This window comes from Selenomonas sp. ND2010 (genome assembly GCF_000702005.1).
In the GTDB taxonomy this organism is placed as follows: Bacteria; Bacillota; Negativicutes; order Selenomonadales; family Selenomonadaceae; genus Selenomonas_A.
Window position 1 is genome coordinate 21,017 of the sequence record NZ_JNKI01000025.1, and the last position, 15,370, is coordinate 36,386.

At 51.3% G+C, this 15,370-nt stretch carries 10 protein-coding genes and 1 other annotated feature; of the genes, 2 read left to right on the top strand and 8 right to left on the bottom strand.

Going from position 1 to position 15,370, the window contains the following annotated elements:
* Nucleotides 1-11 precede the first annotated feature (11 nt).
* Entirely contained in the window at nucleotides 12-2,687 is a 2,676-nt protein-coding gene (locus T504_RS0109625) for a valine--tRNA ligase (protein WP_033170870.1), read from the bottom strand.
* Nucleotides 2,688-2,722: 35 nt separating this feature from the next.
* Nucleotides 2,723-2,939, bottom strand: a binding site (T-box leader).
* A gap of 127 nt (nucleotides 2,940-3,066) precedes the next feature.
* Here T504_RS0109625 and T504_RS0109630 point away from each other — a divergent pair.
* Nucleotides 3,067-4,299 (top strand): VanW family protein, encoded by a 1,233-nt coding sequence (locus T504_RS0109630; RefSeq protein WP_033170871.1) that lies wholly within the window; start codon nucleotides 3,067-3,069, stop codon nucleotides 4,297-4,299.
* A gap of 75 nt (nucleotides 4,300-4,374) precedes the next feature.
* On the opposite strand, the gene T504_RS0109635 is transcribed toward T504_RS0109630, so the two are convergent.
* From T504_RS0109635 to uvrB, 3 genes are read right to left on the bottom strand one after another with little or no spacing between them, the layout of a single operon-like run.
* Entirely contained in the window at nucleotides 4,375-4,935 is a 561-nt protein-coding gene (locus T504_RS0109635; RefSeq protein ID WP_051635316.1) for a tRNA 5-(aminomethyl)-2-thiouridylate-methyltransferase MnmM, read from the bottom strand.
* A gap of 46 nt (nucleotides 4,936-4,981) precedes the next feature.
* On the bottom strand, nucleotides 4,982-7,810 hold the full coding sequence (gene uvrA, locus T504_RS0109640) for an excinuclease ABC subunit UvrA (protein WP_033170872.1): 2,829 nt from the start codon (nucleotides 7,808-7,810) through the stop codon (nucleotides 4,982-4,984).
* 16 nt (nucleotides 7,811-7,826) lie between these two features.
* Nucleotides 7,827-9,866, bottom strand: coding sequence for an excinuclease ABC subunit UvrB (gene uvrB, locus T504_RS0109645; RefSeq protein ID WP_033170873.1), 2,040 nt, complete (start codon nucleotides 9,864-9,866; stop codon nucleotides 7,827-7,829).
* A gap of 209 nt (nucleotides 9,867-10,075) precedes the next feature.
* On the opposite strand from uvrB, the gene T504_RS0109650 reads away from it, so the two are divergent.
* Nucleotides 10,076-11,377 carry a dicarboxylate/amino acid:cation symporter gene (locus tag T504_RS0109650; protein WP_051635315.1) on the top strand — a complete coding sequence of 434 codons (1,302 nt, stop codon included), beginning with the start codon at nucleotides 10,076-10,078 and terminating at the stop codon, nucleotides 11,375-11,377.
* A gap of 80 nt (nucleotides 11,378-11,457) precedes the next feature.
* Here the strand turns inward: T504_RS0109650 and T504_RS0109655 are convergent, their stop codons facing one another.
* The 4 genes from T504_RS0109655 to T504_RS0109670 form a co-directional block, all read right to left on the bottom strand.
* Nucleotides 11,458-11,955 (bottom strand): hypothetical protein, encoded by a 498-nt coding sequence (locus tag T504_RS0109655; RefSeq protein WP_033170874.1) that lies wholly within the window; start codon nucleotides 11,953-11,955, stop codon nucleotides 11,458-11,460.
* 27 nt (nucleotides 11,956-11,982) lie between these two features.
* Nucleotides 11,983-12,459, bottom strand: a complete 477-nt coding sequence (locus T504_RS0109660; protein ID WP_033170875.1) for a PTS sugar transporter subunit IIA — start codon at nucleotides 12,457-12,459, stop codon at nucleotides 11,983-11,985.
* Nucleotides 12,460-12,477: 18 nt separating this feature from the next.
* A complete protein-coding gene (gene nagE / locus T504_RS0109665; protein ID WP_033170876.1) occupies nucleotides 12,478-13,860 on the bottom strand; it encodes an N-acetylglucosamine-specific PTS transporter subunit IIBC in 1,383 nt (460 codons plus the stop codon).
* Between the two features lie 200 nt (nucleotides 13,861-14,060).
* The gene (locus T504_RS0109670) at nucleotides 14,061-15,143 is read right to left on the bottom strand and encodes an HD-GYP domain-containing protein (protein ID WP_033170877.1); all 1,083 of its coding nucleotides are present in this window, start codon (nucleotides 15,141-15,143) and stop codon (nucleotides 14,061-14,063) included.
* Nucleotides 15,144-15,370: the final 227 nt, after the last annotated feature.

Consider the following 15,370-nt stretch of genomic DNA (forward strand, 5'->3'; position numbering starts at 1 on the left):
ATTCTCCTATCTTAGAGCTTCGCCAAATCCTGAATGCGGCTCTCCACCGATTTTTTCTTTTCTTCATAGCCAGCGAGTTTCTCTTTCTCACCAGCGACGACCTGCTCTGGAGCCTTCTTGAGGAAGCCTTCGTTGCTGAGCTTGCCTGCCAGACGCTTGATTTCCTTTTCCAGTTTCTCAAGCTCTTTATTGAGACGGGCCGTCTCCTTCTCCACATCGATAAGGCCTTTAAGCGGCAGATAAATCTCGACACCGTTTACGACACCAGCCATGGCGTTTTCCGGTGCCTCTGCACCAGCCGGCAAGATCGTAACCGGATCCGAAGAAGCCAGCTTGTCGAGGTAGCCCGTATTCTCAGCAAATACTGCCCGCAGCGACTCATCCTTGAAGTTCAGGATGACTTCGCTCTTCTTGCTCGGAGCCGCCCCAACTTCTGCGCGCATGTTGCGGATGGATTTGATGCTCTCCATGATAGCCGTCATCTGTGCTTCCGTTTCATCGCTGATACGGGCAGCATCAGCCTGCGGCCACTCGGAAATCATGATGCTCTTGACATTTTCCGCATGCGGCACTTTCTGCCAGATTTCCTCGGTGAGGAACGGCATGAACGGATGCAGCAGGCGCAGCGTGCCCTCGAGGACATGAGAGAGAACGTAGAGCGCCGTATTGCGGGCCCGGACATTTTCCTTATCGTAAAGGCGGGCTTTCGTAAGCTCGATATACCAGTCGCAGAATTCGTTCCAGAGGAACTCGTAAATCATGCGGCCAGCTTCGCCGAGTTCGAATTTGTCGAGGTTCTCCGTGACGTCGCGAACCGTGCGGGCATAACGCGAGAGAATCCAGCGGTCAGACAGCGTATAGTCTTCTTCGCTTGGCACGAAATCCTTATCAAAGCCCTCAAGATTCATAAGCATATAGCGCGATGCGTTCCAAATCTTATTGGCAAAGTTACGCGCCGACTCAACGCGTTCCCAATAGAAGCGCATATCGTTGCCCGGCGTGTTGCCCGTAATCAGCATGAAGCGAAGCGTATCGGCACCGTATTTCTCGACAACCTCAACCGGATCGATACCATTGCCCAGGGATTTACTCATTTTGCGTCCCTGGCTGTCGCGAACGAGGCCATGGATAAATACATGCTTGAACGGAATATCCTTGCCGAACTCGAGGCCCATCATGACCATGCGGGCAACCCAGAAGAAGATGATATCATAGCCCGTAACGAGCGTAGCCGTCGGATAGAAATGTTCGAGTTCCTCGGTCTTTTCCGGCCAGCCCATCGTCTCGAACGGCCAAAGGCCCGAAGAGAACCAGGTATCGAGAACGTCTTCATCCTGATGGATGTTCTTGCTATGGCAGTGCGGACACTCCGTGAGATCCGTGCGCGAAACGTGCGTCTGCCCACAATCGTCACAGTACCAGGCCGGAATGCGATGGCCCCACCAGAGCTGACGCGAGATGCACCAGTCACGAATATTTTCGAGCCACTGGATATAGGTCTTGGAGAAACGCTCCGGCACGAACTGGATCTTGCCGCTCTTTACCGCCTCGATAGCCGGCTTGGCCAGCGATTCCATCTTGACGAACCACTGCTTGGAAACCAGCGGCTCTATCGTGCTGTGGCAGCGCGAACAATGGCCAACGGCATGCTCATGCTCTTCCACCGAAACGAGAACGCCGAGCTCTTCGAGCTCTTTGACGAGTGCCTTGCGGCATTCATAGCGGTCCATGCCCTCGTACTTGCCGGCACCTTCCATCATCTTGCCCGTATTGCTGATGACTTTGATTTCTTCGAGGTGATGGCGCTGTCCCATCTCAAAGTCGTTCGGGTCATGAGCCGGCGTAACCTTTACGGCACCAGTACCGAAGGATTTATCGACGTATTCATCGGCAAACAGCGGAATCTCACGATTGACAATCGGCAGGATCAACGTCTTGCCAACGATGTCCTTATAGCGCGCATCGTCCGGATGAACGGCAACGCCCGTATCCCCGAACATCGTCTCCGGACGGGTCGTAGCGATTTCGACATACTGGTCTGTACCTTTGACCTGATAGCGCAGATGCCAGAGATGCCCCTGCTCCGTCTCGTGCTCAACCTCGATATCCGAGATAGCCGTATTGCAGTCCGGGCACCAGTTCGTGATACGCGTGCCCTGATAGATGAGTCCCTTTTCATAGAGGCTCACGAACACCTCGCGGACAGCCTTCGAACAGCCCTCGTCCATCGTGAAGCGCTGACGATCCCAGTCACAGGAAGAACCAAGCGTACGCAGCTGGTACATGATGCGGTTGCCGTACTGCTCTTTCCAATCCCAGACGCGCTCGAGGAATTTCTCACGGCCGAGCTCATAGCGGTTCGTGCCTTCTTCGCGCAGAGCGCCCTCGACCTTGGCCTGCGTCGCAATACCGGCATGATCGCAGCCCGGTACCCAAACCGTGTTGAATCCCTGCATGCGATGATACCGGATCAGGATATCCTGCAGCGTATTGTCAAGCGCATGGCCCATGTGCAGCTGGCCCGTGACATTCGGCGGCGGAATAACCATGCTGTACGGTTTCTTGCTCTTATCTACCTCGGCATGGAAGAATTTATTCTCTTCCCAATACTGATACCATTTCTTCTCAAACGACTGCGGGTCATAAACCTTTGGGATGTTGTTTCCCTGTTCCTGATTCTCTGCCATAATAAACCTCCTAAAACTAAATAAAGCGCCTCGCCCAAAAGGACGAAAGCGCTTGCTATCGTGGTACCACCAATCTTTACACACCGGCAAAAACCGTGTGCCTCTTAGCCATAACGCGGCCAACGTTCCCGCTTACTCCCTTTCAGCCGGACAGCTCCAAAGCTACCTTCCGATATCGGATGCAAAGACTCACACCAACCGTCTTCTCTCTTGAGCGCCGATAACCGTACTCCTCTTCTTCCTCGCCTTTTTTGCTATACGGCGTTTATTTTATCATATCTATTTTCTTCTTGCAACTTTAAGAAAATACCAATTGCAACCCAGCTTTCTAAGCATTATACTATATATTAGAATTTACTGTAGGAGAGTATAGGTTACCATGAATTTTTCATCCATTTCCACGAACAAGGCGATCGCCCTTGGCATCGTAGGGCTAGCCTTTACTGCAGCTGCAGTCAGCTGCGTTTCTGTAGCCACGGCAAACCAAGATTGCGTAGTCATGGGGGTTCAATCCAACGGGACTACGCTGACCGGAATGAGCAAAAAGGAAGTACGCAAGTATTTTGATAAAGAAGCGCAAAAGGCACTGAGTAAGAATGCCGCCGTGCTTTCTTATAAAGATCGTCATTGGAATATCCAGCCCAATGAAATCGGGCTGCAGGCCAAAGTCGACGAAGCAGCGGAAGCAGCTTACAACATCGGCCGTGAAAGCAATCCAGTCACCAATCTCATCAATCAAATGAGACTAGCTATTTTCGGCAAGAATGTTGTTATGACAGCCAGCTTTGATAAAGATAAATTAAACGCCAAATTGGCTGCCATTGAAAAAGAAGTCGATACGCCGCCGGCCAACGCGGAAGTCAGCCTGCAGGCCAACGGCTCCATTCAAAAAAAGCCAGCTGTCACAGGCCTGACGCTTGATACGGCTCCGATTGCCGACGAGCTGACGCCAAAATTCGAGTCACTTGACCTTACTGCAAAAGTCGAACTTGAACCGCAGGAATCCCAGCCATTCATTCTTGATGAAGACATTGCCAATATCGATGGTATTTTGGGCTCCTATACCACCAGCTTCTCGCCTGGCGATCGCGGCGATAATATCGGTCTTGCTGCCAGTCATTTGCAAGGTGCGCTGGTTCGCAGTCAAGCCACGCTTTCGTTCAACAGCATTGTCGGCCCCCGCACGCGAGCTGCTGGCTATAAAAACGCCGGCGTCATCGTCAATGGCGAACCAGCTGTCGATGTTGGTGGTGGCGTTTGCCAAGTCAGCAGCACACTCTACAATGCGATTTTGCTCGCTGGCATGAAACCAACAGAACGAACCAATCACTCACTGGTGTCAAGCTATGTTCCGGCAGGACGCGATGCTACGGTTGCTGACGGCTTGCTTGATTTTGTCTTCCAGAATCCACTGCCGCATCCCATTTTGTTACGGGTTGCTAATTCTGGCTCCGCACTGACAATTTATGTGCTAGGCACCAAGGCCGACCTCGGGGGCAAGACAATCTCGCTGGTTACCGAAGGCTCCTCAAAGAATCCTTCGCTTTACCGCATCTGGAAACAAAACGGTCAAGTCATCGACCGCGAATACCTTCACACCGATAGTTACTAAACCAATAATATTTACTCAGATGTTACTGCAAAAGCGGTTGACTGACTCGATAATACGAGCCAATCAACCGCTTTTTTATCTCGTTTTTTCAATCACGAATGCATACGGCGCTGTCGCTGCATGATTCAGCAGTCGATAGCAGCCAACGGTGTACTCACGTTTCGAAAGCCTTTGCAAATACGCCTCCAACTGCATCGCTTCCTCTTTTCCAGCCGCATGACCAGGGTAAGCGACAATCACGCAGATACCTTGAACCACCAGCTTGCGCAAAACCTTCGTCACAGCAATTTGCGTACTCTCCCAAACGGTCGTCAGCTCATGTTCCTGGCCCGGCAAATAACCAAGATTAAACATCGCCATATCGATGTTCTCCGCCACCACTGCATCAAGTTCTGCATGACTGCGCAAAACATATTCGATTTTCGCCGAAAAGTCCGCCGTCAACTGCCGCGTCTGTTGCAAGGCTTCGGTTTGTACATCAAACGCATAGATTTTGGCATCATCGGGCGTATGCTGGGCCAAAAAAAGCGTATCGTTGCCATTGCCAGCCGTGGCATCCACCACGATTTTCGCCCCCTTCAACGCAGGTAAAATTGCCTGTTGGATAAGATTTATTACTTTGCTTACGGTCTGCACACGCTCCATCCTTTCACGCTCTGCTATTGCAATTTTTCCTCAAGACTTAATTATTCTTTTCCTCGAGCAGCGGTTTCAGGAATTTCCCCGTATACGATTCCGGCACCTTTACGATATCCTCAGGGCGGCCAACAGCAACAATCGTACCACCCTTATCGCCCCCCTCTGGTCCAAGGTCGATGATGTGATCCGCCGTCTTGATGACATCCAGGTTGTGCTCGATGACCACTACCGTATCGCCACCATCCACAAGCCGCTGCAAAATTCCCAGCAGTTTGTGAATATCGGCGGTATGAAGTCCAGTCGTCGGTTCATCGAGAATGTAGAGTGTCTTCCCTGTACTGCGGCGCGAAAGTTCCGTCGCCAGCTTAACGCGCTGCGCCTCGCCGCCCGAAAGCGTCGTCGCCGGCTGCCCGAGCCGGATATACCCCAGCCCCACATCCTGAATGACTTGCAGCTTGCGCGCAATACGCGGCACATTGGCAAAGAAGGCCAATGCCTCTTCGATTGTCATATCGAGCACATCGGCAATAGTCTTGCCTTTGTAGCGTACCTCAAGCGTTTCCCGATTATAGCGTGCTCCTTTACATACCTCACAAGGCACATAGACATCCGGCAGGAAGTGCATTTCGATTTTCAAAATGCCATCGCCTTTGCAGGCTTCACACCGTCCGCCCTTGACATTGAAACTGAAACGGCCAGCCTTATAACCGCGCATCTTCGATTCAGCCGTCTGGCTGAAGAGCTCACGGATGGCATCAAATACGCCCGTATACGTTGCCGGATTGGATCGCGGGGTGCGGCCGATTGGCTGCTGATCGATATCGATGATTTTGTCGATATGCTCCAGTCCCTTGATTTTCTTATGACGGCCAGGTTTTCCCTTCGCATGATAAAGCCGCGAAGCTATCCCCTTATAGAGAATCTCATTGACGAGCGTACTCTTGCCCGAGCCTGATACGCCGGTAACCAGTGTCAGCGTTCCCAGGGGAAAGCGGACATTGATATTCTTGAGGTTGTTTTCTGCTGCCCCGACGATTTCGAGGAATTTGCCATTGCCGGGGCGTCGTTTGGCTGGCACCGGTATGAACTTCCGACGTGACAGATACTGCCCCGTCACCGATTCCGGCACCTGCATGATTTCCTGCGCGGTCCCCTGGGCTACGACCCGGCCGCCATGCTCACCAGCGCCCGGCCCGATATCGATGATATGATCTGCCGCATACATGGTGTCCTCATCATGCTCCACGACCAACAAGGTATTGCCGAGATCACGCAGATGTTTCAGTGTCTCCAACAAGCGGTTGTTATCGCGCTGATGCAGACCAATACTCGGCTCATCGAGCACATAGAGCACTCCCTGCAGCCCCGAGCCAATCTGCGTCGCCAGTCGGATGCGCTGCGCTTCCCCTCCCGATAGCGTTCCCGCAGCCCGTGAAAGAGTCAGATACTCGAGTCCCACATCGAGCAGGAACTTCAAGCGGGCATGGATTTCCTTTAAAATCTGCCGGGCAATTTTAGCCTCACGCGGTGTAAGTTCGAGCTTGGCAAAGAATTCATCCGCCTCGCGAATGTTCATCGCCGTTACTTCATGGATATTCCTACCGCCCACTAATACCGACAACGTCTCTGGCTTCAGCCTTGCACCATGGCAGGCGGAACACGGAATCTCCGTCATATAATTTTCATAGGATTCACGCATCTCATCCGAATCCGTCTCGTGATACCGGCGCGAAAGCATCGGCAGAACGCCTTCGAATTCCACATGGTAATCCTTACGTTCCCCAAACATATTCGTATACTGAAATTGGAATTTTTCACTGCCAGCTCCATGCAGCAGGATCTTGCGAATTTTCTTGTCGATCTCATCCCAAGGCGTATCTACCGTATACCCGTATTTCTGCAAAACGGCCGTAATGACACACATCCCATAGGAATGCGGATTCTTCGACAGGGGGGCAAACGCGCCTTTCCCAATGGATAAGGTTGGATCTGGCACCACCAGTTCTTCATCGAACTCCATATGACTACCAAGGCCCATGCAAACCGGACAGGCACCATAAGGGCTGTTGAACGAGAACATGCGTGGCGTAATCTCCGGCAGGCTGATGCCACAATCCACGCAGGCAAAATTCTCACTGAACATCAACAGCTCACCATCGACGATCTGCACATAGACGACACCATCTCCGAGTTTCAGCGCCGTCTCAAGCGAATCGGCCAATCGCTGATCCATACCTTCCCGAACGACCAAGCGATCGATGACCACCTCAATCGTATGCTTTTTATTCTTTTCCAGCTTAATCTCATCACTGATGTCATAGATTTCCCCATCAATCCGCACCCGGACATACCCCTCATGACGGATATGATCGAGGATTTTGCGATGTTCGCCTTTTTTGCCACGGACCACCTGTGCCATGATTAAAAGTTTCGTGCGCTCAGGCAGCTCCTTGATCTGATCGACCATCTGATCCACGGTCTGCTGCGTAATGGGCTTGCCGCATTTCGGGCAGTGTGGGCGGCCAGCCCGCGCAAAGAGCAGACGCAGATAATCGTAGATTTCCGTAACGGTACCTACCGTAGAGCGTGGGTTATGGCTGGTCGTCTTCTGGTCAATCGATATGGCCGGCGACAGACCGTCAATGTTATCGACATCCGGCTTATCCATCTGCCCCAGGAACTGCCGGGCATACGAAGACAAGGACTCCACATAGCGGCGCTGACCTTCGGCATAAACCGTATCAAAAGCCAAAGAGGACTTACCGGATCCGGAAAGTCCTGTAACGACCACCAACTTGTCCCGCGGAATATCCACATTGATGTTTTTGAGGTTATGCGCACGTGCGCCCTTTATCCGGATAAATTGTTCCATTTTCGTTCCTTTCCTTTTACTGCTTTGCTTTTAGAAGCGTTCCATCAAGTTCCAGTATCATATCGCGCAATTCCGCCGCCCGCTCAAATTCCATCGCACGCGATGCCTGCTGCATCTCGCGCATCAAGGTCTTGACGAGTTTTTCCTTATCCTTCTTCGTGAGTTTCCGGCGCTTTTTGCTATCCTCACTCCCATAAGAAGCAGCCGTCTCGGCCACCAGCGTTGTTTCAATCAGCGGCTTGATGGGCTTCCGGATGGTTTTGGGCACAATGCCATGCTCTTTATTGTACCCCGCTTGAATCTCACGGCGGCGCTCCGTCTCATCGATAGCCCGCTTCATCGAATCGGTTATGCGGTCCGCATACATGATGACATGACCATTGGCATTGCGGGCAGCGCGGCCAATGATCTGTATCAGCGACGTATCCGAGCGCAGGAAACCTTCCTTGTCGGCATCGAGGATGGCGATAAGCGATACCTCCGGCATATCAAGGCCCTCGCGCAAAAGGTTGATGCCAACGAGCACGTCAAATTCCCCGGCGCGCAGGTCATGAATGATCTCCGCCCGCTCAATCGTTGCAATATCGGAATGCAGATAGCGCACCTTGATGCCGGTCTCCTTTAGATAATCTGTGAGATTCTCCGCCATCTTTTTGGTCAGCGTCGTCACGAGTACGCGCTCATCCTTTTCGATGCGCAGCTTGATTTCTGCCAGCAAATCATCAATCTGCCCCTCGAGCGGCCGCACCTCGATTTCTGGATCCAAAAGACCTGTCGGGCGAATAATCTGCTGCGCTACCTGCTGTGCCTTACCCAGTTCATATTTTCCCGGCGTTGCCGAAACATAAATGATTTGGTTAATGCGCGCCGCAAACTCCTCAAAAGTCAGCGGCCGGTTATCGAATGCCGACGGCAGGCGGAAACCATTTTCGACGAGTGATACCTTACGACTGCGGTCCCCCGCATACATCGCATGAACCTGCGGCAGCGTGACATGCGACTCGTCCATGACGATCAGAAAATCTTCTGGGAAGTAATCCAGCAGCGTATACGGTGCATCACCAGCCTTGCGGTGCGTCAAATGACGGGAATAATTTTCAATCCCGGAACAATAGCCCATCTCCTGCATCATCTCGAGATCATATTTGGTGCGCTGCTCCAGCCGCTGCGCTTCCAGTAATTTTCCCTGCTGCTGAAACAAACCGACCTGCTCTTCCATCTCGGCCTTAATATCCGCCATCGCAATTTTTAAATCTTCATCTTCCGTAACATAGTGGGAAGCAGGAAAGACCATCAGATGTGTGCGCTCGCCATAAACCTCGCCCGTCACTACATCAAACTCCACCATGCGGTCAATCTCATCGCCAAAGAGTTCAATGCGTACGGCCCGGTTATTATAGCCAGCAGGGAACACCTCGATTACATCCCCGCGCACGCGGAATCGACCGCGCTCAAAGGCGATGTCGTTGCGCTCATAGCGAATCTGTACGAGCTTGCGCAGTATGGCCTCGCGTTCCATTTCCTGCCCTTTGTGCAGGGAGAGCACCATTTCATGATAGCTCTCCGGCGAACCCAAACCATAAATACACGAAACCGAGGCCACGATGATGACATCGCGCCGTTCAAATAACGAACAGGTTGCCGAGTGACGAAGTTCATCAATTTCATCATTGATGGAGGAATCCTTCTCAATATAGGTATCCGTCGAAGCAATATAGGCCTCAGGCTGATAATAGTCGTAGTAGCTGACAAAATAGCCGACGTAATTATCTGGGAAAAATGTTTTGAACTCACTAGCCAGCTGTGCCGCGAGCGTTTTATTATGCGCAATGACCAAGGTCGGCTTTTGCACCTTCTCAATAACCTTGGCAATGGTATAGGTCTTGCCTGTGCCAGTCGCTCCGAGTAATACCTGCGCTTCCTGGCCATTTATTATCCCCGCCGCCAAGTCATCGATAGCCTGCGGCTGGTCTCCCATTGGCTCAAACGGTGCCACCACCTTGAAAGGAATATTCGTATCGAATTGCGTTGTATTCAGTTTCGGCACCATCGCCATAACAAGACCTCCTCTAGCTTTTATCGAATGTGTGTACTCTAATTATAACGCCATTTTCTCCCTTTTGTCGACCAGCAAAAGCTCCTGTAATTCCGCATCTTTTGCATAGTATTTGCTTCTTTTACCGCTTTTCTATGCAAATTTAGCAGGCTATAATAAAGACAGATTGATTCATTTATATTTTTATATACATAGGATGTGATTATATTATGGAAAAAACTTCCGCTACAACGGCAAACTCGTTCTTGTCCTATCTCAAGAATTACGGCTTTGTCCTCTTTATGTTGCTCGGTATCGTATCGGGTACCCTGCTCGGCCTATACTTTCCAGAAGCCAAGGGATTAAAACCACTTGGGGATCTCTTCATCAACTTGATGTTCTGCATCGTCGTGCCCATGGTCTTTGTTTCCATTGCCTCGGCTATCGCTAACATGGACTCGGCAGGCCGGGCCGGCAAAGTCATGGGCATCACCGTGGCTGCCTTCTCGGTTACAGCGCTGATTGCCGCCATTGTCATGTATGCAGTAGTTTCCTGCATAAACATCGTCCCCGCAGGCTTTTCGGTCAATGAGATGGTAACCTCCACCGAGGAACTCACCAAAATTACCGCGGGCGAACTGCTCGTCAACTTCTTCACGAAACCAGACTTTGCCGAGCTGCTCTCACGCCGTGCGATGCTGCCGCTGATTATCTTTGCCGTCATCTTCGGCTTTGGCGTCCAGTTATCGGGGGGCAAAAAGACCATGACCGCCAAATTGCTCGATGACCTTTCACGCTGCATCATGAAGACCGTTACCATCATCTCTTACTATGCACCGATTGGTTTCTTTGGTTTCTTTGCCAATCTCGCGGCCACCTACGGCACCGACCTCATGGGCGGTTATGCCAAGACGCTGCTCGTTTACTATGCCATGTGCTTCCTCTACATGTTCGTCTTCTTCCCACTCTATGCCTGGTATGGCGGTGGCCGCCATGCCGTTCCTGTCATGTGGCGCAATCTCTTCAAACCGGCAGCTGTATCGTTTGGCACCTGCTCTTCTGTCGCCACCATTCCTACCAACATGGAAGCCGCTAAAGCCAGCGGAGTCTCCAAGGAAGTCACCGACATCGTCATGCCACTGGGAGCCACCATGCACATGGATGGTTCCGCTATGGGCGCCATTGTGAAAGTCGCCTTCCTCTTCGGCATCTCGGGCATGGACTTCAATAGCGGCGACGCCATCCTTGCCATCATCATTGCTGTATTCTCTTCCGTGGCCATGTCGGGCATCCCCGGTGGCGGCGGTGTTGGCGAGCTCGTACTCTGCTCCTTCTTCTTCAACAACAGTGCCGAGCAGATGACGATTGCCTACACGCTGGCACTGGCTATTGGCAATCTCATTGATCCGCCGGCTACCATGGTCAACGCCGCTGGCGACTATGTCGCTACTTATATCGTTTCGCGCTATACCGACGGCAAAGACTGGCTGGAGAAAAAACTTACCCGTGTCCAAACGGAAAGCAACGCCTAACGGGCTCGCATACAAAAAGCTGACCCTTGACAAGTCAAATTTGACCTGTCAAGGGTCAGCTTTTTTGTATGCGAAGATAATCATCGGGCAAACGAAATCTTAGTACTTATTTTCCTGGCCAGGAAAATCCCCACCATGCCCGTCACGAGCTGAGGCCAGCTCATCATAAACAGCATTATCGCCATCATTGCCTCGGGAAGTTCTAGCAACTGCCCAACGATCATCGTACCGCTATATAAAAGCACAGCCTTGACCACGGGTGCCAGATACAACAGTCTACTATGGCGGAAGAATCCTGCCCATAGCGTGAACACTATATTTCCACCAGCCACGACCGGAATCATCCAAACGATTGGCAGCTGCCCCTGGACGAAAGCCCCCAAGGGCAGTACCCCGCCAATCACAGCCGCCCAACGGCTGTCCGTATGCCAAATACTTAGCACCATAACCGTGTTTAGCAAACTCCCAATCAAAAACATATTGACCGGGCCTGGAATCATCGGGATGACGAGCCGGATACTCTGAACCAACAGCGCTATGGCCAAAAACATCGCCAGCACCGTCCAAGTCCTCTTCATCTGCCCACCTCTTTGCCAGTACGAAGCTTAGAGCTGAACCGTAAGGACTCGCTCTGCCTGCTCCAAATGTTTTTCAATCTTTTTGGCCTTTTCCGCTCCATTGGTGAGCGCAATAATCGTCGTAAGCGGTTTGCCTTCCTTCTTGATAGAATCCGCATCAAAGCGAATCAGCGCATCGCCGCGACAGACTTTTGCCCCCTGCTGGGTAAGTGCCTCAAAGCCGCGTCCGCCGAGTTCAACCGTATCAATACCGACATGGATGAGCACCTCAAGGCCATCCGATTCAAGCGCTACGGCATGCAGCGTATCCGCTAAGAGCTTTATGGTACCATCACACGGAGCCGTTATGGTATCTGCTCCCGCTGCCGGCTCAACAGCAAAGCCATCGCCCATCATTTTCTGGGAGAAAACCGCATCGTTGACTTCCGTGATATCAAGGATAGTACCAGCCACTGGCGCTGCAATATCCTTCTCTTTTTTTCCAAATCCAAACAATCCAAACATAACGTAAATCCTTTCGTTTTAGCGGCAAGCATTCTTCATCGCATCCGCGATATGTTCCGCCTGTGTTCCGAGAACGACCTGGACCGCCTGCCCCTTGCAGACAACACCTTTAGCCCCCAGCTTCTTGAGCGCTGCTTCATCGACCAGACTGCTGTCTTCCACTTTGAGGCGCAGACGCGTGATGCACGAAGAAATCTCGAGCAGATTCTCTTTTCCCCCCAGATTCGTAATCATTGCCTGAACATAGGCGCCTTCCTCAGCAGCCTCAACTTCGTCAGCCTCAGCAGATTCATCATCATAACGGCCAATCGTCGGAATATCAAAATGACGGATGCTCCAGCTGAAAATTACATAATACAACACAAAGAATACAGCACCAATGCCGAGGATAAGTGCCGGATTGGTTGCCAGTCCCCAGTTGAGCACATAGTCGATAGCACCACCCGAGAATCCAAACCCATGAAGGACCCCCATGCTGTAAGTTACCGACAGTGCCAAGCCTGTGAGAATGGCATGGACAACATAAAGGGCCGGTGCCAAGAACATAAACATGAACTCAATCGGCTCCGTAATACCCGTAAGGAACGAGGTAAAGGCCACCGATGCCAAAGCACCAGCAATCACTGGACGATTCTCCGGTTTGGCAGCACGGTACATCGCCAATGCTACAGCTGGCATACCAAACATCATCATGACAAAGAAGCCTGCCATAAACATACCGGCATGAGGGTCACCGGCAAAGAAACGATTGAGGTCACCCGTAGCAACGACACCAGCCGGCGTCGTATACTCACCAAATACGAACCAGATGAAGCTGTTGAGGATATGGTGAAGACCAAACGGGATAAGCAGGCGGTTCAATACACCATAGACAAACGTTCCTACGACTCCGGCGCCGATAATCCACTCACCAATGCCATGAATAAAGGTCTGGCACGGTCCCCAGATTACGCCAAAGATTCCCGCCAGCACAATCGATACGACAGCCGTCACAATCGGCACAAAACGCCGCCCGGAGAAGAACCCCAAAAACTCTGGCATCTTGATATTATAAAAGCGGTTGTAGAGGACACCAGCCTCGATACCGCTGACAATACCAGCCAGCACACTCATGTTGAGGGTCTCATCAATTGCCTTGAGTCCCGAGGTCAGTACCAGATAACCAATACCACCTGCCAGGCCTGCAGCACCGTTATTTTCACGTGCCAAGCCGACAGCAATACCAATTGCAAAGATAAGTGCCAAATTGTCAAAAACCGCACCGCCAGCCTTGGTGATAAACGGAATATTGAATACGTCCGGTGCACCGAGACGCAACAATAGGGCTGCTGCAGGAAGCACAGCAACCGGCAGCATCAATGCCTTACCAATGCTTTGGAGCCTTTCCAAAATACTGTTCATAATCATTCCTCCCTACAAATTATAGCTAATTTGCAAAAAAATAAACCGCCGAGCACTTTTGCCCACGGCGGCCTTTTTTATTATACGTCTTAGGAAGCATACTCGTCAATACCTCTCCTGGTCCCTGCGCAGGATTCCCAGAGCTTCCCTTGTGCGATTCGCTCCCCTGACCATAGCCCAAAGTCTCGTTAGGATTTGCCTTACACCGAAATTTCCCTGGCCGTAAGGATGGAATCAATCTTAACGCTGCGGGTGCTATTGAGATCAATAAACTCCCCACGGGTAGTCTGGACAACCGGCAGACTCGTAACACGGCTTTCATCAATATAGACGATACGGCCGCGTTCGCCATTGCTGAGCTGCACCCAGTTGCCATTCAAAGCATGGCAGAGGTTCTTGATGAACAGCACGCCGTATTCGGTATCGAGTTTGCCATTGACGATATCATCGTAGAGAATTACGAATACATCAAACGGCGAGCGGCGTTTGGCAAAGACACGGTCACCAGCCATGGCATCATAGATGTCGAGGATAGCCAGCACCCGGCCAAAGCGGGAAATCTGATCCTTGGTGAGATTATGCGGATAGCCGGAACCATCACAGCGCTCGTGGTGCTGCAATACCCCTTCCATGATATCCCGGTTAGCGCTGAGCGTCGTCATACCAATCATATCGTGACCAAACTGCGTATGCTTTTTCACCATATCAAATTCTTCTGGGGTCAGCCGACCTTTCTTATCTAAAATATCCTTGGAAATGCGCATCTTGCCCAGATCCAGGAAGAGTCCGGCGATAACCAGGTTATACTGATCCAATACCGACCAATTGAGCCATTTTCCCATCAACCCTGCCAGGATGCCAACGTGCAGGCAATGATTGACCAGAACACTGCCTTCGCGCGTCATGTTATGGATCTGCGAAACCGCTTTTGCCCCATCGCAGAGCTCACGGAAATTCTTCTCATCCATGATGGCTTGCAGCTCCGCAGCATCGAATTCGCCCCGCTCCGAAAGCGCCAAAAACATATGCTCCAGTTTGTGGTACACTTCGTTATAGCAGGCAATATAGTCATCATCGAGCAGGAACTCATTCCCCGGAATATCGATAACAGCCTCTTCTTCCTCAATATAAACCTTAAAGATGGGGCGGTCCAGCAAATTATAAATCAATTCCTTTGTCATTACGGTCCCCGAACCGACAAGGATATTTGCACTTTCATCCATTACATCACGCCCGACCACCATGCCGGCACGCAAATCTTCGATTGCGTATGACTTTAACACTACGATCACCCTTCCGAGGATTACTTACACATCCAAGTTCTAAATATGACAATTTATTATATCATATTTCTTCGTGATTCGTACATACTATTACAAAATTGTTAAAAAGCGCCCCCCTCCCCATATCAAAATGGGCTGTGAAATTACAGTTTATCGGTTAGTGGAGCCTCATTCGAAGCAGCTCTTCGCCGCCGCTAGGGGCAGTGCCAACACTACGCGGGAGATGT

Excerpts from the sequence above, each read along its gene's own strand:
- T504_RS0109625 (WP_033170870.1), bottom strand. The coding sequence starts at position 2,687 with ATGGCAGAGAATCAGGAACAGGGAAACAACATCCCAAAGGTTTATGAC.
- T504_RS0109650 (WP_051635315.1), top strand. The coding sequence starts at position 10,076 with ATGGAAAAAACTTCCGCTACAACGGCAAACTCGTTCTTGTCCTATCTC.
- T504_RS0109630 (WP_033170871.1), top strand. The coding sequence starts at position 3,067 with ATGAATTTTTCATCCATTTCCACGAACAAGGCGATCGCCCTTGGCATC.
- T504_RS0109660 (WP_033170875.1), bottom strand. The coding sequence starts at position 12,459 with ATGTTTGGATTGTTTGGATTTGGAAAAAAAGAGAAGGATATTGCAGCG.
- uvrB (WP_033170873.1), bottom strand. The coding sequence starts at position 9,866 with ATGGCGATGGTGCCGAAACTGAATACAACGCAATTCGATACGAATATT.
- T504_RS0109655 (WP_033170874.1), bottom strand. The coding sequence starts at position 11,955 with ATGAAGAGGACTTGGACGGTGCTGGCGATGTTTTTGGCCATAGCGCTG.
- uvrA (WP_033170872.1), bottom strand. The coding sequence starts at position 7,810 with ATGGAACAATTTATCCGGATAAAGGGCGCACGTGCGCATAACCTCAAA.
- nagE (WP_033170876.1), bottom strand. The coding sequence starts at position 13,860 with ATGAACAGTATTTTGGAAAGGCTCCAAAGCATTGGTAAGGCATTGATG.